The organism is Streptomyces sp. NPDC048600, from assembly GCF_055587025.1.
On sequence record NZ_JBVJGZ010000044.1, the window covers coordinates 24658 to 48596 of the forward strand.

Annotated in this window: 22 protein-coding genes; 7 read left to right on the top strand and 15 right to left on the bottom strand. The window is 72.4% G+C overall.

All coding sequences use genetic code 11. The features are described 5' to 3' along the window. Nucleotides 1-178 precede the first annotated feature (178 nt). From ACZ6SQ_RS35860 to ACZ6SQ_RS35890, 7 genes are all read right to left on the bottom strand, one after another. The gene (locus tag ACZ6SQ_RS35860) at nt 179-946 is read right to left on the bottom strand and encodes an ABC transporter ATP-binding protein (protein WP_386378305.1); all 768 of its coding nucleotides are present in this window, start codon (nt 944-946) and stop codon (nt 179-181) included. After that, nucleotides 939-1868, bottom strand: coding sequence for an ABC transporter permease (locus ACZ6SQ_RS35865; protein ID WP_386378306.1), 930 nt, complete (start codon nt 1866-1868; stop codon nt 939-941). The genes ACZ6SQ_RS35860 and ACZ6SQ_RS35865 overlap by 8 nt, the downstream gene beginning before the upstream one ends. Before the next feature lie 85 nt (nt 1869-1953). Next, the gene (locus ACZ6SQ_RS35870; RefSeq protein WP_469569751.1) at nt 1954-2838 is read right to left on the bottom strand and encodes a glycosyltransferase family 2 protein; all 885 of its coding nucleotides are present in this window, start codon (nt 2836-2838) and stop codon (nt 1954-1956) included. After that, nucleotides 2835-3614: a CDP-alcohol phosphatidyltransferase family protein gene (locus ACZ6SQ_RS35875; protein WP_469569753.1), complete on the bottom strand. Its 780-nt coding sequence runs from the start codon at nt 3612-3614 to the stop codon at nt 2835-2837. Before ACZ6SQ_RS35875 ends, ACZ6SQ_RS35870 begins: the two co-directional genes overlap by 4 nt. Beyond that, nucleotides 3592-4653 (bottom strand): iron-containing alcohol dehydrogenase family protein, encoded by a 1062-nt coding sequence (locus ACZ6SQ_RS35880; RefSeq protein ID WP_469569755.1) that lies wholly within the window; start codon nt 4651-4653, stop codon nt 3592-3594. Before ACZ6SQ_RS35880 ends, ACZ6SQ_RS35875 begins: the two co-directional genes overlap by 23 nt. After that, the gene (locus ACZ6SQ_RS35885) at nt 4641-5402 is read right to left on the bottom strand and encodes a phosphocholine cytidylyltransferase family protein (protein WP_469569757.1); all 762 of its coding nucleotides are present in this window, start codon (nt 5400-5402) and stop codon (nt 4641-4643) included. Before ACZ6SQ_RS35885 ends, ACZ6SQ_RS35880 begins: the two co-directional genes overlap by 13 nt. After that, nucleotides 5399-7201, bottom strand: a complete 1803-nt coding sequence (locus ACZ6SQ_RS35890; RefSeq protein ID WP_469569759.1) for a DUF5941 domain-containing protein — start codon at nt 7199-7201, stop codon at nt 5399-5401. The genes ACZ6SQ_RS35885 and ACZ6SQ_RS35890 overlap by 4 nt, the downstream gene beginning before the upstream one ends. A gap of 455 nt (nt 7202-7656) precedes the next feature. Here ACZ6SQ_RS35890 and galE point away from each other — a divergent pair, with 455 nt between their 5' ends. From galE to idi, 3 genes are all read left to right on the top strand, one after another. After that, nucleotides 7657-8628, top strand: coding sequence for a UDP-glucose 4-epimerase GalE (galE, locus tag ACZ6SQ_RS35895; protein WP_469569761.1), 972 nt, complete (start codon nt 7657-7659; stop codon nt 8626-8628). A 188-nt stretch (nt 8629-8816) separates the two neighbouring features. Beyond that, nucleotides 8817-9755 carry a cation diffusion facilitator family transporter gene (locus ACZ6SQ_RS35900; protein ID WP_469569763.1) on the top strand — a complete coding sequence of 313 codons (939 nt, stop codon included), beginning with the start codon at nt 8817-8819 and terminating at the stop codon, nt 9753-9755. A gap of 174 nt (nt 9756-9929) precedes the next feature. Continuing rightward, nucleotides 9930-10523, top strand: a complete 594-nt coding sequence (gene idi / locus ACZ6SQ_RS35905) for an isopentenyl-diphosphate Delta-isomerase (RefSeq protein ID WP_469569764.1) — start codon at nt 9930-9932, stop codon at nt 10521-10523. A 48-nt stretch (nt 10524-10571) separates the two neighbouring features. On the opposite strand, the gene ACZ6SQ_RS35910 is transcribed toward idi, so the two are convergent. Further along, nucleotides 10572-11081: an ATP-binding protein gene (locus ACZ6SQ_RS35910; RefSeq protein WP_469569795.1), complete on the bottom strand. Its 510-nt coding sequence runs from the start codon at nt 11079-11081 to the stop codon at nt 10572-10574. 291 nt (nt 11082-11372) lie between these two features. Here ACZ6SQ_RS35910 and ACZ6SQ_RS35915 point away from each other — a divergent pair, with 291 nt between their 5' ends. Next, nucleotides 11373-12122 (top strand): enoyl-CoA hydratase/isomerase family protein, encoded by a 750-nt coding sequence (locus tag ACZ6SQ_RS35915; protein WP_469569767.1) that lies wholly within the window; start codon nt 11373-11375, stop codon nt 12120-12122. A 13-nt stretch (nt 12123-12135) separates the two neighbouring features. Here ACZ6SQ_RS35915 and ACZ6SQ_RS35920 read toward each other — a convergent pair whose 3' ends face one another. Together ACZ6SQ_RS35920 and ACZ6SQ_RS35925 are read right to left on the bottom strand one after the other, a co-directional pair. Further along, the gene (locus ACZ6SQ_RS35920; RefSeq protein ID WP_469569769.1) at nt 12136-12771 is read right to left on the bottom strand and encodes a DJ-1/PfpI family protein; all 636 of its coding nucleotides are present in this window, start codon (nt 12769-12771) and stop codon (nt 12136-12138) included. A gap of 44 nt (nt 12772-12815) precedes the next feature. Beyond that, the gene (locus ACZ6SQ_RS35925) at nt 12816-13778 is read right to left on the bottom strand and encodes a GlxA family transcriptional regulator (protein WP_469569772.1); all 963 of its coding nucleotides are present in this window, start codon (nt 13776-13778) and stop codon (nt 12816-12818) included. A 153-nt stretch (nt 13779-13931) separates the two neighbouring features. On the opposite strand from ACZ6SQ_RS35925, the gene ACZ6SQ_RS35930 reads away from it, so the two are divergent. Both ACZ6SQ_RS35930 and ACZ6SQ_RS35935 read left to right on the top strand, forming a co-directional pair. Then, nucleotides 13932-16304 (top strand): Tex family protein, encoded by a 2373-nt coding sequence (locus ACZ6SQ_RS35930; RefSeq protein ID WP_469569774.1) that lies wholly within the window; start codon nt 13932-13934, stop codon nt 16302-16304. Between the two features lie 549 nt (nt 16305-16853). Next, the gene (locus tag ACZ6SQ_RS35935; protein WP_469569775.1) at nt 16854-18041 is read left to right on the top strand and encodes a serine hydrolase domain-containing protein; all 1188 of its coding nucleotides are present in this window, start codon (nt 16854-16856) and stop codon (nt 18039-18041) included. Nucleotides 18042-18059: 18 nt separating this feature from the next. Here ACZ6SQ_RS35935 and ACZ6SQ_RS35940 read toward each other — a convergent pair whose 3' ends face one another. The 3 genes from ACZ6SQ_RS35940 to ACZ6SQ_RS35950 all read right to left on the bottom strand — a co-directional run bounded on the left by ACZ6SQ_RS35940 (nt 18060) and on the right by ACZ6SQ_RS35950 (nt 21410). Next, nucleotides 18060-19700 carry an ABC-F family ATP-binding cassette domain-containing protein gene (locus tag ACZ6SQ_RS35940; protein WP_469569777.1) on the bottom strand — a complete coding sequence of 547 codons (1641 nt, stop codon included), beginning with the start codon at nt 19698-19700 and terminating at the stop codon, nt 18060-18062. A gap of 13 nt (nt 19701-19713) precedes the next feature. Next, nucleotides 19714-20763, bottom strand: coding sequence for an oxidoreductase (locus tag ACZ6SQ_RS35945; RefSeq protein ID WP_469569779.1), 1050 nt, complete (start codon nt 20761-20763; stop codon nt 19714-19716). 167 nt (nt 20764-20930) lie between these two features. Then, entirely contained in the window at nt 20931-21410 is a 480-nt protein-coding gene (locus tag ACZ6SQ_RS35950) for a macro domain-containing protein (protein WP_469569781.1), read from the bottom strand. A gap of 119 nt (nt 21411-21529) precedes the next feature. Here ACZ6SQ_RS35950 and ACZ6SQ_RS35955 point away from each other — a divergent pair, with 119 nt between their 5' ends. Then, nucleotides 21530-22234: a MerR family transcriptional regulator gene (locus ACZ6SQ_RS35955; protein WP_469569784.1), complete on the top strand. Its 705-nt coding sequence runs from the start codon at nt 21530-21532 to the stop codon at nt 22232-22234. Between the two features lie 13 nt (nt 22235-22247). Here ACZ6SQ_RS35955 and ACZ6SQ_RS35960 read toward each other — a convergent pair whose 3' ends face one another. Together ACZ6SQ_RS35960 and ACZ6SQ_RS35965 are read right to left on the bottom strand one after the other, a co-directional pair. Beyond that, nucleotides 22248-23561, bottom strand: coding sequence for a glycoside hydrolase domain-containing protein (locus ACZ6SQ_RS35960; RefSeq protein ID WP_469569786.1), 1314 nt, complete (start codon nt 23559-23561; stop codon nt 22248-22250). A gap of 177 nt (nt 23562-23738) precedes the next feature. Beyond that, nucleotides 23739-23939, bottom strand: a 201-nt coding sequence (locus ACZ6SQ_RS35965) for a hypothetical protein (RefSeq protein ID WP_469569789.1), incomplete at its 5' end; no start/stop codon positions are given.

A 23939-nucleotide genomic window follows, 5' to 3' on the forward strand; every position in this document is an offset into this window, starting at 1 on the left:
GTACAGCTTACGTTGTACAACGCGGCCCGGACCGTGGGGGTGTCCGGCACATCACAAGACAACACCGATTGACGTCCAAGACTCCCGCCGGAAGGCGGAGTTGACAGTTCTCCTGCAGGTCGCCCGCACAGACCGGGGCCCCGCCGGAGCGAGTCCAGCGGGGCCCGGTGCCGGCAGGTCACTTGCCGGTGAACTTCTCGTACTCCTTGAGCACCTCTTCGGTGGGGCCGTCCATGCGCAGCTCACCGCGCTCCAGCCACAGCACACGGTCGCAGGTGTCACGGATCGACTTGTTGTTGTGGCTGACCAGGAAGACCGTGCCGGCCTGTCCGCGCAGCTCGCGGATACGGGCCTCGGAGCGCTTCTGGAAGGAGCGGTCACCCGTGGCGAGCGCCTCGTCGATCATGAGGACGTCGTGGTCCTTGGCCGCCGCGATGGAGAACCGCAGCCGGGCCGCCATGCCGGAGGAGTACGTCCGCATCGGCAGGGTGATGAAGTCGCCCTTCTCGTTGATGCCGGAGAAGTCGACGATCTCCTGGTAGCGCTCCTTGATCTGCTCCCGGGACATGCCCATGGCGAGACCGCCGAGGATGACGTTGCGCTCGCCGGTGAGGTCGTTCATCAGGGCCGCGTTCACACCGAGCAGGGAGGGCTGGCCGTCGGTGTAGACCTTGCCGCTCTCCGCGGGCAGCAGGCCGGCGATGGCCCGCAGCAGGGTGGACTTGCCGGAGCCGTTGGAGCCGATGAGGCCGACGGCCTCGCCCCGGTAGGCGACGAAGGACACGCCCTTGACCGCGTGCACCTTGCGCACGCCGCGCTCCTCGCCGCGCTTGACTATCCGGCTCAGGGCCGAGGTGGCGCTGCCCTTGCCGGTCTTGGCGCCGTTGACGCGGTAGACGATGTGCAGCTCGTCGGCGATGACGGTGGGGATGCGGGGCTCAGCCACGGCCGTACCTCTCCTCAGCCTTCCAGAAGTACACGAAGCCGCCCACCGCGAACAGCACGGCCCAGCCGGCCGCGGCCGCCCAGACGTGGTCGGGCAGGTTCTTCGAGCCGTAGTCGTCGATCAGCGCGAAGCGCATCAGGTCCATGTAGATCGCGGCCGGGTTCCACTGGAGCACCGTGGCGATCCACTGCGGCTTGTCGGCCAGCATGATCGGGATGGAGTACATGACGCCGGAGGCGTACATCCACGTCCGCATCACGAACGGCATCAGCTGCGCGAGGTCGGGGGTCTTCGCGCCGGCCCGGGCCACGATCAGGGCGAGGCCGGTGTTGAAGAGGAACTGCAGCGCCAGCACCGGGAAGATCAGCAGCCAGGACAGGTCCGGGTAGCTGCCGAACGCGGTGGTCACCGCGACCAGCACGATCATCGAGAACAGCAGCTGCTGGAGCTGCTGGAGCGAGAAGGAGACGGGCAGCGAGGCACGCGGGAAGTGCAGCGCCCGCACCAGGCCGAGGTTCCCGGAGATCGCCCGCACGCCCGCCATCACCGAGCTCTGCGTGAAGGTGAACACGAACACGCCGGTGACCAGGAAGGGGATGTAGACGTCCCGGGACATGCCCCGGTCGGCCTCCAGGATGACACCGAAGATGAAGAAGTAGACGGCCGCGTTCAGCAGCGGTGTGACCACCTGCCACAGCTGGCCGAGCTTGGCCTGGCTGTACTGGGCGGTCAGCTTGGCCTGGGAGAACGCCAGGATGAAGTGGCGACGGCCCCAGAGCCGGCGGACGTACTCGACGAGCGAGGGCCGGGCGCCGCTGACGGCCAGCCCGTACTTCTCGGCGAGCTGGGCCGCCGTCATGGACTCGTCGGGGGACGGGGGCGCGGTCACCGCGAGTCCTCCGTCCTGCGTGGTCTCACTCACTAGTGGAAACTTTCGTCTTCGATGTGCGGCCGGTTCGGGCCGGCCGGGGCCTGGCCCTTCACCGGCGCTCCCAGGGTCGAGCTTGTCAGATCACCGGGGGCCGGCCCAGCCGGGTCAGCCGCCACACGGTACGCCACTTCATCGGACGGCGGGGCCCGCAGGCCGTGGTCCAGCCTTCCCGGAACCCGCCGAACCACGCCTGGAGCGCGGGCCGCGACGGACGGCGTACGAGGGTGAGCAGCAGCCACACCCCGAGGTACACCGGGACCAGGGGGGCGGGCAGATTGCGGCGGGCCAGCCAGACGCGGTTGCGGGCGACCATGCGGTGGTAGACCGCGTGCCGGGAGGGAGCCGTCGTCGGGTGGTACAGCACCATGTCGGCGCGGTAGTCGATCATCCAGCCGGCGTCGAGCGCGCGCCAGGCCAGATCGGTCTCCTCATGGGCGTAGAAGAACTCGTCGGGCAGCCCGCCGACCTCGGCGAACACCCGGGTGCGGACGGCGTTGGCGCCGCCCAGGAAGGTGGTGACCTGGGAGGAGCGCATCGGGTCGGAGGCGCGCAGCCGGGGGACGTGGCGGCGCTGGGTGACCCCGGTCTCCGGGTCGGCGATGCGGAAGCTCACGATGCCGAGGCGGTCGTCGTCGGCGAAGGCGCGGCGGCACAGTTCGGCGGTGTCGGTGCGGGCGAGCAGGCCGTCGTCGTCGAGGAAGAGCAATATGTCGACATCGCGGCCGCCGGGCCCGAAGGCCTCGATGCCCACGTTGCGGCCGCCGGGGATGCCGAGGTTCTCGGGCAGCTCCACCGTGCGCACGCCCGCGGGGACGTCCGGGACGGGCGAGCCGTTGCCGACCACGACGACGTCGACCGGGCCGCCCTCCTGCCCCGCGACCGAGTCGAGCAGGGCGCGCAGTTCGTCGGGGCGGTTGCCCATGGTGATGATCACCGCGCCGACCTTCATCGGGGCGCTCACTTCAGCCTGCTGGAGGCGAGGATGGACACCAGGTGCAGCAGCGTCTGGAGCAGCGCGATGCCGGCCATGACCGCGACGCCGAGCCGGGTGAAGAACAGGTCGCCGCGCATCTGGTCGGCGACCGCCAGGACCAGGATCACCAGCGAGGCCTCGATGCCCAGGATCAGGCGGTGGAACTTCAGCGCGGCGGCGGCCCGGCGGGCCAGCGCCATGCCGGAGGAGCGCATCTCGGCGGCCGCCTCCTGCACGGGCGGCTTGCCGGCCTGGTGGCGGGCGACGCCGACCAGGTCGGTCTCGGCCTTGATCAGGATCGCGCCGAGCGCGGCCAGGGTGCCGAGGAAGGCCCACAGCCAGTCGACTCGGCCCTCGCCCCACAGATCGGCGGCGCGCAGGCCGAAGCCGACCAGCACGGCGGCGTCGGTGAGGTAGGCGCCGACCCGGTCGAGGTAGACGCCGTTGAGCGAGTACATCTTCTTCCAGCGCGCGATCTCGCCGTCGACGCAGTCCAGCAGCAGGTACATCTGGACGCACAGCACGCCGAGGACCGCGCCCGCGATGCCCGGCACCAGCAGGGCCGGGGCCGCGAGCACGCCGAAGACGGTCATCAGGTACGTGAGCTGGTTGGGCGTGACCCTGGTGTTCACCAGGTAGCGGTCGACCCGCAGGGACACCTCACGCATGTAGAGGCGTCCCATCCAGTGCTCACCGCTGCGCCGGTCCTTGACCCCAGCGGGGTGGACGACCGGACGGAGTTCAGCTACCGATGGCCTTGACATAGTCGGCGTAGATGTCCTTGATCTGGTCGGTTGTGAGGTCGAGATGTTCGAGGATCGTGTAGCGGCCGGGCCGGGTCCGGGGGGCGTACTCCACGGCCCGGACGAACTCCTCGGGCGTGAAGCCGATCTCCTCCGGCAGCACGGGAAGCCCGTGCCGGCGCAGGACGGCGGCCATGTAGGCCGACTCCTCCTGGGCCCCGCGCAGGTACATCGCGAAGGCCGCGCCCAGGCCGCACTGCTCGCCGTGGGCGGCCGCCCGCTTGGGGTACAGCAGGTCGAACGCGTGGTTGATCTCGTGGCACGCGCCGGAGGACGGGCGGGAGTCGCCCGACACCGACATGGCGATGCCGCTGAGCACCAGCGCCTCGGCCAGCACCTGGAGGAAGCCGGTGTCCGCGATGGTGCCGGGGTGACGCAGCACGGCCTCGCCGGCCTGCCGGGCGATGGCGGCGGCCAGGCCGTCGATCTTCTCGCCCTTGACCCGGTGCGCCAGCTCCCAGTCGGCGATCGCCGAGATGTTCGACACGGCGTCGCCGATGCCGGCCCGCACGAAGCGCACCGGGGCCTCGCGGATGACGTCCAGGTCGATCACGACCGCGATCGGGTTCGGCACCCCGTAGGAGCCGCGGCCCGCGTCGTTGTCCAGGGTCGCGACCGGTGAGCACAGGCCGTCGTGGGCGAGGTTGGTGGGTACGGCGACCAGCGGCAGGCCGACGCGCGCCGCGGCGAACTTGGCGCAGTCGATGATCTTGCCACCGCCGAGCCCGACGACCGCGTCGTAGTGGCCGGCCTTGATGTCGGCGGCCAGCAGCACGGCGTCGTCGAGCGTGCCGCCGCCGACCTCGTACCAGCTGGCGCCGGGCAGGGCGGGCTGGAGCCGCTCGCGCAGCCGGGCGCCGGAACCGCCGCTGACGGCGACCGCGAGCTTGCCGGAGTGCGAGATGCGCTCGTCGGCGAGCACCCCGGCGAGGTCGTCCAGGGCGCCGGGGCGGATGTCGACGACGACGGGCGAGGGGATCAGCCTGGTCAGTACCGGCACGCGATCTCCCGTCCCCGGGCGAGATCGTCGTGGTTGTCGATCTCCACCCAGTCGACCTGGCCGATCGGCGCGACGTCGATCTTGAATCCGCGGTTCACGAGCTCCTGGTAGCCGTGCTCGTAGAACTGCTGCGGGTCGGTCTCCCAGACGGTCTTCAGCGCGTCGACGAGTTCGGGGGCGGCCTCGCCCTCGATGAGGGTGACGCCGATGTACTCGCCGGTGGCCTCGGCCGGGTCCATCAGCTTGGTGATCTTCCGAACGCCCTGGTCGGCGCCGACGACGACCTTCATCTCCTCGTCCGCGAGGGACTTCACGGTGTCCAGGGCCAGGATGATGCGACGGCCCTCGCCGCGGGCGGCCAGCAGGGTCTTCTCGACGGAGACCGGGTGGACGGTGTCGCCGTTGGCGAGGATCACCCCGTCCTTGAGGGCGTCACGGCCGCACCACAGGGAGTAGGCGTTGTTCCACTCCTCGGCCTTGTCGTTGTCGATGAGGGTGAGCGTGAGGCCGTACTTGGCCTCCAGCGCCGCCTTGCGCGCGTAGACGGCCTCCTTGCGGTAGCCGACGATGACCGCGACCTCGGTGAGACCGATCTCGGCGAAGTTGCCGAGGGTCAGGTCCAGGACTGTGACCGCATCGGGTCCACCCTCTATGCCCGCGGGCCCCACCGGCACCAGCGCCTTGGGCAGGGTGTCGGTGTAGGGGCGCAGACGCCTTCCGGCGCCGGCCGCCAGCACGAGGCCGATCATGCGGGTTCTCCTTCGTCGTGTACGGCGGGCGCGCCTCCCAGATGAGAGGCCACCCAGAAGCGGATGCTCTCGGCGAGCACCACCAGGGCGACGGCCACGGCCAGTGCCGTGAGCGCGACCGTGAACTGCGCGCCGGTGAGCAGCGCGGCCAGCACGGCGACGAGCAGCGTCCGCCCTTCCTGCCCGCCGATGGCGCGCACCAGCCAGGCCGGCGGCGCGCCGGCGTTTCCGCGGATGCGGTACACCGTGTCGTAGTGATGGTAGGCGACCGCCGCCACCAGGCCGAAAGCCGCAGGGAGGGCGCCGTTCACCCCGGCTTTGCACGCCAGGACGAGGACGGTGACGTACTCGGCGGCCCGGAACAGCGGCGGGACCAGCCAGTCGAGAGGGCCCTTGAGCGGGCGGGCGGCGGTGACGGCGAGCGCGGAGAAGGCGACGTAGACCACACCGCTCGTGACGGTCAGCCAGCTGCCGTACGGCGCGAGGGACGCGGTGAGCAGGATGGCGGCGGTGCCCAGCAGCGCGGAGACCACGGGGGTGCGCAGCGGCAGCGCGACACGGCTCAGCGCCTGCGCGAGCGGGCCGTTGTCCGCGAGGTCCGCCAGCGCCCTGGCCGCCCGGTCGGTCCGCTCGGCCTTGCGGGTCAGCGAGCGCAGCACGCGGCCGGCCGTGGTGTACGTCGCCGCGAACGCGCAGCCGATGAGCAGGGCGTAGAAGGTGATGCGCGGGGTGGTGAGCGCGGTGAGGACCGCGATCATCGCCCAGCGCTCGCCGATCGGCAGCACGATCATGCGCCGGATCCACACCGTCCAGCCGACGCTGTCCAGCTTGTCGGAGAGGGCGGCGGTGGGGCTGGTGTTGGCGGTGGCGTCGTGGTTGGCCTCGTTGAAGGAGAAGTCGACCACGTGCCGGCAGGTCTGGAGGATCATCGCGCCGAGCGCGAGGGCCCATACGTCGTCGCCGCCGCGGGCCGCGCCGAGGGCGAGGCCCGCGTAGTAGGCGTACTCCTTGGCCCGGTCGAAGGTGGCGTCCAGCCAGGCGCCGAGCGTGGAGTACTGGAGGGAGTAGCGGGCGAGCTGGCCGTCGGTGCAGTCCAGCACGAAGGAGAAGATCAGCAGGACGCCCGCCGCGACGAACCCGCCGCGGGTGCCGGTGGCGGCGCAGCCGGCCGCGATCAGCGCGGTGAGCAGCGAGGCGGTGGTGACCTGGTTGGGGGTCAGACCTCGGCGGGCGCACCAGCGGGCGATGTACCGGGAGTAGGGGCTGATGCAGTAGGTGGTGAAGAAGCCGTCGCGGGCCTTCACGGCGGACTTCAGGCGCACGGCCTCGTCGTCGACGGCCAGGACGGACTGCCGGGCCTCGTTGCGGGCCTGCGGGTCGGCCGGGACGGTGGCGACGAGGCTGCCCAGTTCGGGGCGGTGCACGGCGGCGCCGTCCGCGTCCAGGGCGGTGGCCAGCCGGTCGGCGAGACCGGCGACGGCGATCCGGCCGCCGCCCGGGGCGCTCTCCCCGGACATGGCCCGGCCGAGGGCCTGGCGGCCGTCCGGCTGGGCGGTGACGGCGCCGGGGATCGCGGCGAGCGGGAAGCGCGGGTCGGTCAGCCCGAGGCGCAGCGCGTGCAGGTGACCGACGAAGGCGGGGTCGACGACCGCGACACGCCGGTCGGCCGGGACCTCCTCCAGGAGGGCCGCGGCGTCGTCGGCGCCGGACGCCACGCGGACATCGAAGCCGAGGGACCGCAGATCGTCCTCGATCGACGATCCGGGGACCGGCTGACCGGTGAGGATGGCGGTCGGCAACCCAACTCACTCCCTGGAGTGCCGGCGCCTGCGCGCCGGTCGTGTACATGTGGGCGGCGCCCCTTGGCTGGACCAGGCGGGCGGCATGTCGGCAGAGGCTATCGGATGATGGGAAAGCCGTGTTCACCGGCCGTTCACGGCCCGGTCGACACGGTCTGCTCGTGACCTCCGTCGCGATCATCATCGGTGATGGGGTGCCGGGCAGACAAAATCGCGACCTCAGAACAGGCATTCGAGACATACGGCCGTCCGGGTGAGCGCGGCGGGGCCCTCCGTCTAGGCGGAGGCGGCTTGGGGCCTGTCTGACAAATTCCTGTTGTCCGCCCGAAGGGCGGGCCGGGCGGCGTCTGGTGCGTGCGATCGCAACGCGGCTGGGGGTGCCCCTCTGGGGGAGTGCGTGCCAGGCGTCGCCCGGCAGGCGGGAATTTGTCAGACAGGCCCTAGGGTGGGCGACCATGACATGGCTGATCACCGGCGGTGCCGGATACATCGGGGCGCATGTGGCACGGGCCATGGCCGGTGCCGGGGAGCGCGTCGTGGCGCTGGACGACCTCTCGGCGGGCTTCGCGGCGAGGCTGCCGGAGAGCGTGCCGCTCGTGGCGGGCTCGGCGGCGGACCCGGCCCTGCTGCGGCAGGTGTTCGCCGAGCACGAGGTGACCGGCGTGGTGCATCTCGCGGCCCGCAAGCAGGTGGCCGAGTCGGTCGCCCGGCCGACCTGGTACTACGCGGAGAACGTGGGCGGGCTCGCCGCACTCCTGGACGTCGTCGCCGAGGCCGGGATCGGCCGGTTCGTCTTCTCCTCCTCCGCGGCCGTCTACGGCACCCCGGACGTGGACCTCATCACCGAGGACACCCCGTGTGCCCCGGTGAACCCCTACGGCGAGACCAAGCTGGCCGGAGAGTGGCTGGTCAGGGCCGCGGGCCGGGCGCACGGGATCGCGACGGTGTGCCTGCGCTACTTCAACGTGGCGGGGGCGGCGGCGCCCGAGCTGGCCGACACGGGTGTCTTCAACATCGTCCCGATGGTCTTCGACCGGCTCACCCGCGACGACGCGCCGCGGATCTTCGGCGCCGACTATCCGACGCCGGACGGCACCTGTGTGCGCGACTACATCCATGTGGCCGACCTCGCCGAGGCCCATCTCGCGGCGGCCCGGCAGCTGAACGCCGCCGGAGCCCCGGGCGACCTCACGGTGAACATCGGCCGCGGCCAGGGCGTCTCCGTACGCGAGCTGGTCACGCTGATCGGCGAGGTGACGGGCGACCCCCGCGCGCCCGTCGTCGAGGACCGCCGCCCCGGTGACGCGCCCCGCGCGGTCGCCTCGGCCGCCCGCGCCGCGAAGGAGCTCGGCTGGAGCGCCCGGTACGGCCTGACGGACATGGTCGAGTCCGCCTGGCAGGGATGGCAGCTGCACCACGGCCGGTGAGACGGCGGCGGGGCCGACGAGGCCCCGCGCGGTCGCGAACACACCACGGCCGGTGACCTCACCGCTCTGACCTGCGCTTCGTTTCCGCAGGTCAGAGCACATGACAACGGTGTTCAGTGCCGCGTTGCCGGATACCCCCCACCCGTAGTTCACTGTGATCCCGGTCCGATCGCAGGAGGGCGGTTCTCATGGGGGCTGGGCATGACCACGGGCATACGCACGCACACGGCGAGGGCGGTACGGCGACCGCGGCGTACCGCGGACGGCTGAGGGTCGCGCTCGCGATCACGCTCGGCGTGATGGTGACCGAGATCGTGGGCGGCGTGATGGCCGACTCGCTGGCACTGATCGCGGACGCCGCGCACATGGCGACCGACGCGCTCGGGCTCGGCATGGCTCTGCTGGCGATCCACTTCGCGGGCCTCCCGCCGACGGCCCGGCGCACCTTCGGCTACGCCCGCGCGGAGATCCTCGCGGCACTGGCCAACTGTCTGCTGCTGCTCGGCGTCGGCGGCTACGTCCTGTACGAGGCGATCCAGCGGTTCATCACGCCGGCCGGCACCGAGGGCGGGGTGACGATCGTGTTCGCGCTGGTGGGCCTCGCCGCGAACATGGTCTCCCTCACCCTGCTGATGCGCGGCAGCAAGGACAGCCTGAACGTGCGCGGCGCGTTCCTGGAGGTCGCGGCGGACGCGCTGGGCTCGGTCGCGGTGCTGATCTCGGCCGCGGTGATCCTCACCACCGGCTGGGAGGCGGCGGACCCGATCGCCTCGCTGGTGATCGGCCTGATGATCGTGCCGCGCACCCTGCGGCTGCTGCGCGAGACCCTGGACGTGCTGCTGGAGTCGGCCCCCCGGGGCGTCGACATGGCCGAGGTGCGCGAGCACATCCTGGCGCTGGACGGGGTGGAGGACGTCCACGACCTGCACGCCTGGACGATCACCTCGGGGATGCCGGTGCTCTCGGCGCACGTGGTGGTGCGCGAGGACGTCCTCAGCGCGATCGGGCACGAGAAGATGCTGCACGAGCTCCAGGGCTGTCTCGGCGACCACTTCGACGTGGAGCACTGCACCTTCCAGCTGGAGCCCGGCGGCCACGCCGAGCACGAGGCGCGGCTGTGTCACTGACCCGGCGGCCCGGTCCGGTGGCTGGGCACGTGGTTGCGGCACGTGGTTGCGGCACACACCCCTGGGCATGATCGTCCCTCGGGCCCCCATTCCGGCGTACCGAGGAGCGGTAGTGCCGGAAGTGCCGGTTTCGTACGGCAGACTGGGGCGCGGGAACCGAAGCGAAGGATGGGTATGGCGATCACCTCTGCCACCGCGACGCAGCAGGCGTCTCAGGGCACCGCGGAAGCTATCTTGCTGGAACTCGTCGACGAGAACGGCGTGACGATCGGCACCGCGGAGAAGCTCGCCGCCCATCAGGCGCCGGGACAGCTGCACCGCGCGTTCTCGGTGTTCCTGTTCGACGACCGCGGGCGGCTGCTGCTCCAGCAGCGTGCGCTCGGCAAGTACCACTCCCCCGGCGTGTGGTCCAACACCTGCTGCGGCCACCCCTACCCCGGTGAGGCACCCTTCGCCGCCGCGGCCCGGCGCACCTTCGAGGAGCTCGGGGCCTCCCCGGCGCTGCTGGCGGAGGCGGGCACGGTCCGCTACAACCACCCGGACCCCGCCTCGGGTCTCGTGGAGCAGGAGTACAACCACCTCTTCGTCGGCCTAGTGCAGGCCCCGCTGCGGCCGGACGCGCGGGAGGTCGGCGACACGGCCTTCGTGACGCCCGCGGAGCTCGCGGAGCGGCACGCGAAGGACGTGTTCTCCGCGTGGTTCATGACCGTGCTGGACGCCGCCCGTCCCGCGATCCGCGAGCTGACGGGCGACGCCTCCGGCTGGTGAGACCGGACCCGGCGCAGGGGCCTGCCTCCCGGTCGTCGGGTACGGCACTCAGGTCGACAGCGCGGGTTTGAGCGGCAGGGCGGCCCAGATCACCTTGCCGCCGCTCGCGGTGTGCTCCACGTCGCACACCCCGCCCGCCTCCCGCGTGATCTCCCGTACGAGGAGCAGTCCCCGGCCGCCCGTCTGGCCGTGGTCGGCCTCCAGGGCGGTCGGCCGGTAGGGGTGGTTGTCCTCGACGGACACCCGCACCCACTCCGCGCCGACGGCGACCTCCACGGCCAGCACCGGTGACAGCAGGGCCGCGTGCCGCACGGCGTTGGTCACCAGCTCCGAGACGATCAGCAGGAGTCCCTGGACGAGGTCGTCCGAAGCGGGCACTCCCTGCCGGTACAGCAAGTCCCGCACGGCGTGCCGCGCCTGCGGGACCGAGGCTTCCACGGCCGGGGCCGTGAACCGCCAGACACCCTCGTACGGCAGCGGGTCGGGGGGGCCCGCCTGAAGGGGTGCGTCCGCGTCACCTGCTGGGCGTGGACCGGGCCCGCGCCCGTGGGTCTCCATCGTCCGGTCGCCACCCTCGCGCTCGATTGTCACCACACGTCGAGTGTTGATAACGAGTCGCTCCGGACCGGATGACTGAACACAAGTCAGCGACTATCGAGCGTTTCTGACCGTTGGCGTATGACACAGTCAGTTGTGGGACTGCTCCTGCCCCCATAGTGCCGTCTTCGCGAACTATTCGGGTTGTACGGGTTTGACCGCGCGCTCGCCCTTTTTGCCGGGGGTTCTCCTCCGAGGCCGGTGATCATCCCCACAGGGGCACGCCAGGGGGTCCGGGTTAGCATCCGGCGCATGGAGCCCCAGCTGCTGCACAGCGTGACCGATTCCGTCGCCACGGTCGTCATCCACCACCCAGCCAAGCGCAACGCCATGACCGCCGCGATGTGGGCCGCGCTGCCCCCGCTGCTCGGCACGCTGGCCGCCGACCCGGGCGTACGGGCGCTGGTGCTGACCGGCGAGGGCGGCACATTCTGCGCGGGGGCCGACATCTCCACGCTCCAGGGTTCGCCCCGCGAGGCGCAGGAGCTCGCGGTGCGGGCGGAGGAGGCGCTGGCCTCCTTCCCCCGGCCGACGCTGGCCGCGGTCGAGGGGCACTGCGTGGGCGGCGGCTCGCAGCTGGCCGCCGCCTGCGATCTGCGGTTCGCCGAGGAGGGCGCCCTGTTCGGGGTGACCCCGGCGAAGCTCGGCATCGTCTACCCGGCCTCCTCCACCCGTCGGCTGGTGTCGCTGACCGGGCCCGCCGCCGCCAAGTACCTGCTGTTCTCGGGCGAGTTGATCGACAGCGCGCGGGCGCTGCGCACCGGCCTGGTGGACGAGGTGCTGCCCCGGGGCGAACTCGGCAAGCGGGTCGCCGAGTTCACCCAGGTCCTCGTCCAGCGCTCCCAGCTGACGCAGGCCGCGGCCAAGGAGTTCGCCGACGGGCGCACCGACCGCGACGAGCACTGGGCGGCGCGGGCCCACGAGAGCGCGGAGGCCGCCGAGGGGGTCGCCGCGTTCCTGGAGCGCAGGAAGCCGCGGTTCACCTGGACCACGTCGGGCTGACGGGCCGCCCTCATCAGGTCAGCAGGAAACGGCTCTTGCCGCGGAACTCCTCGACCAGACGGGCGGGCGCCTTCTCCGGGGAGCCCGCGTCGTAGGGCGGCTGCGGGTCGTACTCCGTCAGCAGCTGTACCGCCTGGGCGTGTTCGTCGCCCGCGATCCGGCCCAGCAGGGCGAGGCCCATGTCGATGCCGGAGGAGACCCCGGCCGCGGTGACGTACTTGCCGTCGAAGACGACCCGCTCCCCGGTGGACTCGGCACCGTACTTCGCGAGGTACTCCAGCGCGAGCCAGTGCGAGGTCGCCCGGCGGCCCTTCAGCAGCCCGGCGGCGGCCAGCAGCAGTGAGCCGGTGCACACGGAGGTCGTCCAGGTGCTCGCTGCGTCGGCCGCGCGCAGCCAGTCCAGCAGGGCCGCGTTGTCCATCTGCGGCGTCTGGCCGGGGCCGCCCGGTACGACGACGACGTCCGGGTCCGGTACCTCGGCGAGCGTGCGGTCGGCGACCAGGGCGAGGTTCCCGGTGTCGGTGCGGACCGGGCCGGTGTGCTCGGCGACGAAGACCGTTTCGGCGTCGGGCAGCCGGCCGAGGGTCTCGTAGGGGCCGACGGCGTCGAGGGCGGTGAAGCGGTCGTAGAGGACGATCGCGATCTGCAAGGGGTGTCCCTTCACTCGATTCGGTGGTTGGTGGTCCCGGGATGTCAGTGGCCGCCCCGGGCCGGGCGGAAGCGGCGCCGGTACTCCACGGGCGCGGTCCCCAGGGCGCGCACGAAGGCCCGGCGCATGGCCTCCGGGGTGCCGTAGCCGCTGGCGCGCGAGATCTCCTCGACCCCGTCGCCGGTGTCCTCCAGCAGCCGGCGGGCGTGTTCCAGCCGGACCCGGTCCACGTAACGGCCGGGCGTCAGTCCGGTCTCGGCGCGGAAGGCGCGGGCGAAGTGGCGAGGGGAGAGCCGGGCGCGCCCGGCGAGCGCCTCGACGGACAGGTCTCCGCGCGGGTTCTCGGTGATCCACTGCTGGACGTCGCGCAGCGGTTCGCGCGCCGCCGTCTGGGCCGCCAGCTGGGCGCTGAACTGGGCCTGGTTGCCCGGCCGGCGCAGGAACACCACCAGGTGCCGGGCGACGGTGAGCGCGACCTCCCGGCCGAGGTCCTCCTCCACCAGGGCGAGGGCCAGGTCGATGCCCGCGGTGACCCCGGCGGAGGTGCACACATGTGCGTCCCGTACGTAGATCGGGTCGGATTCCACCTCGATCTCCGGGTGGTCGCGGGCCAGCTTCTCGCAGTACGCCCAGTGGGTGGTGGCCCGGCGGCCGTCCAGCAGCCCGGCCTCGGCCAGCAGGATCGCGCCCGTGCACACCGACACCAGGCGCCGCGCCCGCGGGCCGCTGCCGCGCAGCCAGCCGACGAGGCGCGGATCCGCCGCGCGGGTGCCCCGGCCGCCCGGCACCAGCAGCAGATCCGGCTGCTCCGCGTCCGTCAGCGCCCCGTCCGGTACGAGGGTCAGCCCGCTGGAGGTGCGCACCGGACCGCCGTCCAGGGACGCCGTACGGATCGTGTACGCGCCCGGCACACAGGCCGCGGCGCCCGCGAAAACCTCCACGGGGCCGGTGACATCGAGGCTCTGGACGTCGTCGAACAGGACGACGAGCACGGTTCGCTGCGCCATGCCCTCGATTCTTCGGCGGCCCCGTCATGGCCGCAATGACGAGCACCCCACCTTTCCTGCCATGGGGTCCGGTGGCGTGCCCTCATCCCCCGCTGTCGGTGCCACCTGCCACAATTGCCGCGCAACCCGAAGTGGAGAAGGCGGTACGCGATCGTGACGACACCCCTGGCAGCGTCCATCGAAGGCAGGATCGCCGAGGAGCTCGGCGTACGGGAGCGGCAGGTCAAGGCTGCGGTGGAGCTGCTCGACGGCGGTTCGACGGTGCCCTTCATCGCCCGGTACCGCAAGGAAGCCACCGAGATGCTCGACGACGCGCAGCTGCGCACGATCGAGGAGCGGCTGCGCTATCTGCGGGAGCTGGAGGAGCGCCGCACGGCGATCCTGGAGTCGGTGCGTGAGCAGGGCAAGCTCACCGGCGAGCTGGAGACGCAGATCCGGGGTGCCGAGACCAAGGCGCGCCTGGAGGACATCTATCTGCCCTACAAGCCGAAGCGGCGCACCAAGGCGCAGATCGCCCGCGAGGCCGGTCTGGAGCCGCTGGCCGAGGGCCTGCTCGGCGACCCGGGCGTGGAGCCGCTGGCCGCCGCCGCGGCCTTCGTCGACGCCGACAAGGGTGTCGCCGACCCGCAGGCCGCGCTGGACGGCGCCCGCGCGATCCTCACCGAGCGCTTCTCCGAGGACGCCGACCTGATCGGCGAGCTGCGCGAGCGCATGTGGGTGCGTGGCCGGCTGGCCGCCAAGGTGCGCGAGGGCAAGGAGGAGGCGGGCGCGAAGTTCGCCGACTACTTCGACTTCGCGGAGCCGTTCACCGAGCTGCCCTCGCACCGCGTCCTGGCGATGCTGCGCGGCGAGAAGGAGGACGTCCTCGATCTCGTCCTGGAGCCGGAGGAGGCCACCGAGGGCCCCTCCTCGTACGAGGGGATCGTCGCGGGCCGGTTCGGCATCGGCGAGCGCGGCCGCCCCGGCGACAAGTGGCTCACCGACACCGTCCGCTGGGCCTGGCGCACCCGCATCCTGGTCCACCTCGGCATCGACCTGCGGCTGCGGCTGCGCACGGCCGCCGAGGACGACGCGGTCGGTGTGTTCGCCGCCAACCTGCGCGATCTGCTGCTCGCCGCCCCGGCCGGCACGCGGGCGACGCTGGGCCTGGACCCGGGCTTCCGTACGGGCGTGAAGGTCGCGGTCGTCGACGCCACCGGCAAGGTCACCGCGACGGACGTCATCTACCCGCACGTCCCGGCCAACAAGTGGGACGAGGCCATCGCCAAGCTGGCACGGCTGGCCAAGGAGCACGCGGTCGAGCTGGTCGCCATCGGCAACGGCACGGCGTCCCGCGAGACCGACAAGCTCGCCGGTGAGCTGATCACCAGGCACCCCGAGCTGAAGCTGACCAAGGTGATGGTGTCCGAGGCCGGTGCCTCGGTGTACTCCGCCTCGGCCTTCGCCTCGCAGGAACTGCCCGACATGGACGTGTCGCTGCGCGGCGCGGTCTCGATCGCCCGCAGGCTCCAGGACCCGCTGGCCGAGCTGGTGAAGATCGACCCGAAGTCGATCGGTGTCGGCCAGTACCAGCACGACCTGTCCGAGGTGAAGCTGTCGCGCTCGCTGGACGCGGTGGTCGAGGACTGTGTGAACGGCGTCGGGGTGGACGTCAACACCGCCTCCGCGCCGCTGCTCTCGCGCGTGTCCGGCATCTCCTCGGGCCTCGCCGAGAACATCGTGGCGCACCGCGACGCCAACGGCCCGTTCCGCTCGCGCTCCGAGCTGAAGAAGGTGGCGCGGCTCGGCCCCAAGGCGTACGAGCAGTGCGCGGGCTTCCTGCGCATCCGGGGCGGCGACGACCCGCTGGACGCCTCCAGCGTGCACCCCGAGGCGTACCCGGTGGTCCGGCGGATGGTGAAGACCGCCGGTCAGGAGGTGGCCGCGCTGATCGGCAACACCTCGGTGCTTCGCTCGCTGAAGCCGACGGAGTTCGTCGACGAGACCTTCGGTCTGCCGACCGTCAGCGACATCCTGAAGGAGCTGGAGAAGCCGGGGCGCGACCCGCGTCCGGCCTTCAAGACGGCCGCCTTCAAGGAGGGCGTGGAGAAGATCTCCGACCTCGTCTCCGGGATGGTGCTGGAGGGCGTCGTCACCAACGTCGCCGCGTTCGGCGCGTTCGTCGACGTCGGTGTCCACCAGGACGGGCTGGTGCACGTCTCGGCCATGTCGAAGACGTTCGTGAAGGACCCGCGGGACGTGGTCAAGCCGGGCGACATCGTCAAGGTGAAGGTCCTCGACGTGGACATCCCGCGCAAGCGGATCTCCCTGACGCTGCGGCTGGACGACGAGGCCGCGCCGCAGGGCGCCCAGCCCTCCGGCGGCGGCCGTCAGCAGCGCGGCGGCGGACGGCCCCCGCAGCAGCGCCAGAACCGCGCCGGCGGCGGTGGCGGCGGCTCCCGCCAGGCCCCGCCGCCCGCCAACAGCGCGATGGCGGACGCACTGCGCAAGGCGGGACTGCTGGACCCGAAGAAGGGCAAGCGCTGATCAGCCGCCCGCACGGAGTCCCCGGGCCGGGGTGACCTGGGCCGGGGCAGGCCGGGCCGAGGTGACCCGGGGCCCGGCGAACCGGGCTGCGGCGACTGCCGGGCCCGCTGCTCCGGCTCCCGCCCGGGCGGCAGCGGGCCGGGGCCCGCGTGAGCGAGCCGGGCAACTGGGCGCCGGCGAACGAGGCCGCACGAGCGGGCCGACGTGACCAGGCCGGGGCGACCGCGCCCGCTCGTCCGGCTCCCGGACGGAGGCCCCGATGTGGGTGACCGGGCCGACGTGACCGAGTCGGCCGGGACCGCGCGCCCGGCTCCCGAACGGCGTTCCCGGACCGGGACGACCGCTGAGCCCGCTGCCTCCGGCTTCCGCCCGGCGGCACCGGGCCGGGGTAACCGGTCCGGGCGACCGCTGCGGACCTGCCCGATCCCGGTTCCCTCCGCGCCGGAGGCGACCGCGTGGGGGTTGAGCCATGTGCAGCAGTCGCGGCGGACGGGTCGGGGAGGGGCGGGTGAAGCTGGACGCCCCGTCGTCCCCCCTCCGGAGTGACCGATGCAGTTCCAGCGCTCTGCCCGTGGCCGGTCCCGGCCGGCCGCCGTCTCCCTGATCGCGGTCTGTCTGGCCCTGGTCTCCCCCGCTCCCGCGCAAGCCGCCGCGCACCCCGGACCGCCGTACGGCGACGCCGGGTTGCAGCAGCGGCTGGAGGAGCTGGTCAAGGCGCCGGGCGGGCCGCCCGGGGTGATCGCCGTACTGCGGGACGGCCGGCACAGCCGGGTCGTGCGCGCCGGGGTGGCGGACCTGGAGACGGGACGCAAGCCCCAGCCGCAGGACCATATGCGCATCGCCAGCACGGCCAAGGCGTACAGCGGCGCGGTGGCCCTGTCCCTCGTGCAGCTCGGCGACCTGCGGCTCGACGACACGATCGGCGAGCGCCTCCCCCGGCTGCCGCGGGCATGGCACGCGGTGACGCTGCGCCAGCTGCTCAACCACACCAGCGGCCTGCCGGACTACTCCAAGAGCCCCGGCTTCCTCTCCCTGCTGTTCGCCGACCCGCACCACCGGTTCGACTCGCGCAGACTGCTCGACTTCGTCGCCGACCAGCCGCTGCTGTTCCCGCCGGGCAGCCGGTACCAGTACTCCAACTCCGACAACATCGCCGTCGCGCTGATGGCGGAGGCCGTCACCGGGACGCGCTACGAGCGGCTGCTCGCGGAGCTGGTGTACCGCCCGCTCAGCCTGCACCGCACGAGCCTGCCGCAGGGGTTCCGGATGCCGCGGCCCTATCTGCACGGCTACGACACCAGCCCGCCCCCGCCGCCGGAGGACGTCAGTGAGCTGATCGGCATGTCCGGCGTCTGGGCCTCGGGCGGCATCGTCTCGACACCCGCCGACATGGCCCGGTTCGTAGGGGGCTACGCGGGCGGGCGGCTGTACGGCCCGGCCGTCGTACGCGAGCAGCGGCGCTGGATCCCCGGAGGCGCGTCGGAACCCGCCGGGCCCGGCCGCAACGACGCCGGGCTGGCGATCTTCCGCTACACCACCCGCTGCGGCGTGGTGCTCGGGCACACCGGAAACACCGCCGGCTACACCCAGCTGATCGCGGCCACGCCGGACGGGCGCCGGTCGCTGTCCTTCTCCGCGACCAGCCAGATCAACCAGACGCAGACCCCGGACCTGCTCCGGCTGCTGCGGTCCGTGCAGGAGGATTTCGTCTGCGCCCTGCTGAAGGACAAGCGGTAGGTACCGTCCGGAAGGGCCCTAACGTTCCGTCACCTTGCCGTCGGCGACCTCCAGGCGGCGGGTGACGTGGACGGCGTCGAGCATCCGGCGGTCGTGGGTGACCAGCAGCAGGGTGCCCTCGTAGGCGTCGAGCGCGGACTCCAGCTGCTCGATGGCGGGCAGGTCGAGGTGGTTGGTGGGCTCGTCGAGGACGAGGAGGTTGACGCCCCGGCCCTGGAGCAGGGCGAGGGCGGCCCGGGTGCGTTCGCCGGGTGACAGGGTGGCGGCCGGGCGCACCACGTGGTCCGCCTTGAGGCCGAACTTGGCCAGCAGGGTGCGGACCTCCACCGGCTCGGTGTCCGGCACCGCAGCGCAGAACGCGTCCAGCAGGGCCTCGGTGCCGTGGAACAGCTTGCGGGCCTGGTCCACCTCGCCGACCAGGACGCCCGAGCCGAGGGCCGCGTGTCCCGCGTCGAGGGGGACGCGGCCCAGCAGCGCGCCGAGCAGGGTGGACTTGCCCGCGCCGTTCGCGCCGGTCACGGCGACGCGGTCGGCCCAGTCGATCTGGAGGGAGACCGGGCCGAGGGTGAAGCCGTCGCGGCGCACCTCGGCGTCCCGCAGCGTCGCGACGACCGCGCCGGAGCGCGGCGCCGAGGCGATCTCCATACGCAGCTCCCACTCCTTGCGGGGCTCCTCGACGACGTCCAGCCGTTCGATCATGCGCTGGGTCTGGCGGGCCTTCGCGGCCTGCTTCTCGCTGGCCTCGCTGCGGAACTTGCGGCCGATCTTGTCGTTGTCGTTGCCCGCCTTGCGCCGGGCGTTCTTCACGCCCTTGTCCATCCAGCCGCGCTGCATCTGCGCGCGGTCCTGGAGGGCGGCCTTCTTGTCGGCGTACTCCTCGTAGTCCTCACGGGCGTGCCGGCGGGCCGTCGCGCGTTCCTCCAGGTAGGCGTCGTAGCCGCCGCCGTAGAGGTTGATCTGCCCCTGGGCGAGGTCGAGTTCGAGGACCTTGGTGACCGTGCGGGTGAGGAACTCCCGGTCGTGGCTGACGACGACGGTGCCCGCGCGCAGGCCGGTGACGAACCGCTCCAGGCGTTCCAGGCCGTCCAGGTCGAGGTCGTTGGTGGGCTCGTCCAGCAGGAACACGTCGTAGCGGGAGAGCAGCAGCGAGGCGAGGCCGGCGCGGGCCGCCTGGCCGCCGGACAGCGCGGTCATCGGCTGGTCCAGGTCCACGGCGAGGCCGAGCGAGTCGGCGACTTCCTCCGCGCGTTCGTCGAGGTCGGCGCCGCCGAGGTCGAGCCAGCGCTCCAGGCTCGCCGCGTAGGCGTCGTCCGCGCCGGGGGTGCCGTCGACCAGGCCCTGCGTCGCCTCGTCCATCACGCGCTGGGCCTCGGCGACGCCCGTGCGGCGGGCCAGGAAGGCACGGACCGTCTCGCCCGGCCGGCGGTCCGGCTCCTGCGGGAGGTGGCCGACCGTGGCGGTGGGCGGGGAGAGGCGCAGTTCGCCCTGTTCCGGCGCGGTGAGCCCGGCGAGCAGGCGCAGCAGGGTGGACTTGCCCGCGCCGTTGGCACCGACCAGGCCGATCACGTCCCCGGGTGCGACGACCAGGTCGAGGTCCGTGAAGAGGGCGCGGTCGCCGTGTCCGGCGGCGAGATTCTTGGCGACGAGGGTGGCAGTCATCAGGGGGCCGATCCTAATGGGCGGCGCCGGACCGCCCGTCCGCCGTGGCCCGCACCGCCGCGACCAGTACGTTCCCGGCGGTGCGGGCCACCACGAAGGCCTCGCCGCGCGTCGCTCTCGCGTCCAGCGGGATGCGGTGCGGGCCGGGCTCCAGTACGCCGTCGAAGATCTCGTGCGTGTGGGTCCGGTGGAGCCGGTCCAGGCGGTACGCCGTGACGCGGACCCGGCAGGAGGAGCCGACCTCGACGCAGAGGTGGCCGTCCGCCGCCTCCAGCCGGTTCAGGCGCCGCCGGGCGACCGGGCCGCGGTCCAGGGCCTGCTCGATCTGGGCGACGAGAAGGGGGACGACCGGGGCGAGACCGTCGACGTACGCCACGTCGGCCCCGGCCCGGTCGAAGGCGGCGCGTACGGCGGCGCGCTCCGGCTCGCCGACCGCGCGGCCGAAGGCGACGGCGCCGTAGGCGCTCAGTTCCTCGTCGGGGACGTGCTCGGCGTCCCGGGTGATGTCGGCACCGATGCCGATGCCGCGCAGGGCCGCAGCGAGCCTGGCCAGGACGGCCACGCGGGCGCCGATGAGCAGGACGCGGCGGCGGTCGCCGGTGTGCGTCAGGGCGTCCAGTGCCGCGCGGTACTCCTCGCCCGCGAAGTGGAACGGGCCGATGCCGTGGTAGCCGTTGCGCTCCAGGTCGGGCTCCGGCTCGGTCTGCCAGGCGAAGTCCCGCCACACGTAGTCCTCTCCGTCGCGCTCGATCACCGCGGTGACCGCACCGCAGGCGAGATCCGCGCACTCGGGGCAGCCGTAGATCACGTATCTGCCGCCGGGCAGCGGCGCGGAGGCCTCCGGCTCCAGCAGCAGCGCGCGGACCTGCGCGGTGAAGATCGCGGGCGGTACGTCGGAGGCGAGCGGGGACACCGCGTCCAGGTCGGACAGCTGGAACAGCAGCGGACGGCCGTCGACGATGAAGTCCACGAAGTCCCTGTGCAGTTGGTAGGCACCGTCGGGCAGAACCCCACCGGCGCGGATCGCGGGGGCGAGGGCGAAAGTCGCGTGGGCGGCGGGCATGGAGGGAGTATTCCCACCAATCGGCCCACCGAGACGGAAAGCCGACGACGACGGACGACGAGCAGGAGTCCCTGAGCGAGAGCTACGGGCGGTGCATGGGCGGGAGAAGGAAACGCCGCGAGGCGGCGCTTGATCCCGGCCGCGGGCGGAAGCCGCGACGCACGGCGTCAGCCGTCGTGGTCGTAGACCGTGACCGGTATCCCCCGTGCGGCCAGCCGGTCCTCGATCAGCGGCTCGACGCGGGACCACCTGCCCCCGGCCAGCCCGCAGCCGATCCGCGGCATGTGCACGGACGCGCCGAGTCCGAGGGCGTGGGCCGCCAGCCGGTCCAGGGCCGTGGCTATCGCCTCGTAGCGGACGGGGACGCCCTTGCTTCCCGTGCGGATGCCGCGCTGGCCGACCATGTTGGCCACCCGCACATACCGGTCTACCTGGACGAGTCGGACCGCGCCGAGGGCGAAGTCGTTGCCCGCGCGCTCGCGGTGCCAGGCGCGGTACGCGGCCTCGGGCTCCGGCCAACGGCGGGAGAGGGCGAGGACGAAACCCTTGCCCCAGCCTCCGATGTCGTTGCAGACATGGGCGATGATCTTCACGCCCTTGACGGACGGAAGGGTGGCGTCGCCTCGGACGTAGGTGATCCCCGACATGACGCCACCGTAGAGGGTGCCACTGACAGTGACCCTGGTACGCCGCCCGCGGGCTCCACCTCGCCGAGGGGACAGCCACTGGTGTCACAGCGACCGGTGTGACAGCGATACTGCTCCACATGACCACGGACGCCGGGGAGCCGGCCCTCACCATCGACGAGCTGGCCGCACGCGCGGGCGTCACGGTGCGCACGGTGCGGTTCTACGGCACCAAGGGCCTGCTGCCGCCCCCGGTGATCGGTCCGCGCCGGGTGGGGCACTACGGTCCCGAGCATCTGGCGCGGCTGGCGCTGATCGAGGAGCTCCAGCGCCAGGGCATGACGCTGGCCGCGATCGAGCGCCATCTCAGCACGCTGCCGCCCGGCCTGAGCGCACACGACCTGGCCATCCACCGGGCCGTCGTGGCCTCCTGGGCCCCGGAGTCCGTGGAGTCGGTGTCCCGGGAGGAGCTGGGGCGGCTGGCCGGCCGGGAGCTCGGCGACGAGGACGTGGAGCGGCTGATCGCGCTGGATGTGCTCGCCCGGGGGGACGACGGCCGTTTCCGGGTGGACGCCGGGCTGCTGCGGCTCGGCGTGGAGATGCTCGACGTACCGCTGTCGCAGGAGACGATCCTGGCCGCGCGCACCGCGCTGATCGCCCACTCGCGGGCGGCGGCAGGTGAACTGTCGCGGCTCCTGCGGGAGGCGGTCGCCGAACGCGCCCCGCAGGAGGTGAAGTCGCTGTCCGCGCACATGCATCCGCTGGTCGTGCAGGCTCTGCTGACGACGTTTCAGCGGTCGCTGCGGGAGGAGCTGCGCGCGTGGCTCAGCGAGCCACGCGCGTGATCGGCCGGCCCGTTCAGCAGCGCGGGACCGGCTTGCTGTACGAGGTGGAGCTCGGCGTCGCCACATAGTGGTCGGCGACGTAGTGGCCGTTGTCCAGGCGGTTCCACACCGAGGACGTGCCGACCCGGGTGCCGGCCCGCTGGCAGGTGACCCAGGCGAGGCCGCCGTTCGGCAGGGTGCCGACGGCCGCGTAGCCGTTGCCGGGGCCGCTGCGCTCGGTCAGGCCTCCCGTGGCGGTGGCCTGGTAGGGGTAGGCGCAGCGCGGCAGCGGGGCGCTGTAGCCGGTGGTGGACGGGGTGTCGACGTAGTGGTCGGTGACGTACTGGCCGCTGCTGAGCTTGTTCCAGACGCTGGTGGTGCCGACCTTGGTGCCGGGTGTCTGGCAGACGACCTTGACCGTGGCGCCCGGGGCGTAGGTGGCGGCCACCGGGTAGGCGGTGCCTGGGCCGGTGCGGGCGTTGAGCGGGGTCGCGCTGGTCACCTTGTAGGAGTGGGCGACGGTGGCGACGGGTGTGTCGAGGCGGTTGGTGTCGATGTTGATCGTGACACCGCCGTACGTCTCGTCGTGGCTGCCCCGGAACTGCTTGGCGCGCTGGTGGCGGGCCCACTTGGAGTCGGCGATGTTCGTCCAGCCCTTGAGGGAGTCGACGCCGTCGTAGCGGGCGATCCACAGGGCGTCGGGGCGGGCGTAGGCGGTGGAGGTGTAGACGTCGGAGAGCTGCTTGGCCCCGAGGTTGAGGTTCATGTAGACGCCTGAGACCCAGCCGACGCGGTGCAGTTCCCTGGTCCAGGCGGAGACGTAGGTGAGGACGGCCGTGCGGCAGGTGCTGTCGGTCTGGCTGTAGTGCTCGATGTCGTTGTAGAGGGCGCTGCCGGGCAGCATGCCGAGGGCCTTGGCCGCCTTGACGGCCTCGGTCGCGGCGGCGATGCCCTGGGAGCGGGCGGTGGCCGGGGTCCTGCTGATCTTGGCGTCGCTCGGGCGGGCTCCGCAGGGCGGTTGCAGTCCCTTGTGGATGGGGAGCAGCCGCCACCTCAGCTTGGACACCGAGGCAACCCAGGAGGGCGTCAACTCGGGCTGTTGGCAAGTGCGGTTGACGCCGGAGACATAGACGCCGACGGCGCGGTACGGCGAGGCGTTCCAGGCCTTGATCGAGTCGAGCGGCTGGGCGGTGCACGCGTCGAAGGCGAGGCCCGAGTAGCGGGTCGCGGTCGCGCCCGCCGGATAGGTGACGGGAGTTGCCGGTTCGGCAGAGGCGGCGGGGGCGGCCACCAGAACGGCGGCCGGGCCCAGCACGCAGACGGCGAGGACGGCGGTGAGTCTTCGCATGGCAGGGCGCAGATGCGACATGACGGCCCCCCAGGGCGCGCGATGGATTTTGGCCTCAGAGTTGGCCTTTGTCCCTCTCGCGGCAAGAGGTCGTACCGTCCTGTTCCAGCCCTATTACGGAGTTGATGCACTGCGGCCCCGGCGAGGTGGTCGCCGGGGCCGCGACGGTGCGTCGCGTCAGCGCGCGTCGGTGAAGGTCTCGCCGTTGCCGGCCTTCTCGACGAGCAGCGCGGGCGGGGTGAAGCGGTGGCCGTAGCGCTCGGCGAGCTCCCGTGCGCGGGCCACGAAGCCGGGCAGGCCGCCTTCGTAGCCGTTGATGTACTGGAGCACGCCGCCGGTCCAGCCGGGGAAGCCGATGCCGAGGACGGAGCCGATGTT

Excerpts from the sequence above, each read along its gene's own strand:
- ACZ6SQ_RS35960 (WP_469569786.1), bottom strand. The coding sequence starts at position 23,561 with ATGCGAAGACTCACCGCCGTCCTCGCCGTCTGCGTGCTGGGCCCGGCC.
- idi (WP_469569764.1), top strand. The coding sequence starts at position 9,930 with ATGGCGATCACCTCTGCCACCGCGACGCAGCAGGCGTCTCAGGGCACC.
- ACZ6SQ_RS35910 (WP_469569795.1), bottom strand. The coding sequence starts at position 11,081 with ATGGAGACCCACGGGCGCGGGCCCGGTCCACGCCCAGCAGGTGACGCG.
- ACZ6SQ_RS35900 (WP_469569763.1), top strand. The coding sequence starts at position 8,817 with ATGGGGGCTGGGCATGACCACGGGCATACGCACGCACACGGCGAGGGC.
- ACZ6SQ_RS35940 (WP_469569777.1), bottom strand. The coding sequence starts at position 19,700 with ATGACTGCCACCCTCGTCGCCAAGAATCTCGCCGCCGGACACGGCGAC.
- ACZ6SQ_RS35925 (WP_469569772.1), bottom strand. The coding sequence starts at position 13,778 with ATGGCGCAGCGAACCGTGCTCGTCGTCCTGTTCGACGACGTCCAGAGC.
- ACZ6SQ_RS35875 (WP_469569753.1), bottom strand. The coding sequence starts at position 3,614 with ATGTCAAGGCCATCGGTAGCTGAACTCCGTCCGGTCGTCCACCCCGCT.
- ACZ6SQ_RS35915 (WP_469569767.1), top strand. The coding sequence starts at position 11,373 with ATGGAGCCCCAGCTGCTGCACAGCGTGACCGATTCCGTCGCCACGGTC.
- galE (WP_469569761.1), top strand. The coding sequence starts at position 7,657 with ATGACATGGCTGATCACCGGCGGTGCCGGATACATCGGGGCGCATGTG.
- ACZ6SQ_RS35955 (WP_469569784.1), top strand. The coding sequence starts at position 21,530 with ATGACCACGGACGCCGGGGAGCCGGCCCTCACCATCGACGAGCTGGCC.
- ACZ6SQ_RS35885 (WP_469569757.1), bottom strand. The coding sequence starts at position 5,402 with ATGATCGGCCTCGTGCTGGCGGCCGGCGCCGGAAGGCGTCTGCGCCCC.
- ACZ6SQ_RS35935 (WP_469569775.1), top strand. The coding sequence starts at position 16,854 with ATGCAGTTCCAGCGCTCTGCCCGTGGCCGGTCCCGGCCGGCCGCCGTC.
- ACZ6SQ_RS35945 (WP_469569779.1), bottom strand. The coding sequence starts at position 20,763 with ATGCCCGCCGCCCACGCGACTTTCGCCCTCGCCCCCGCGATCCGCGCC.
- ACZ6SQ_RS35950 (WP_469569781.1), bottom strand. The coding sequence starts at position 21,410 with ATGTCGGGGATCACCTACGTCCGAGGCGACGCCACCCTTCCGTCCGTC.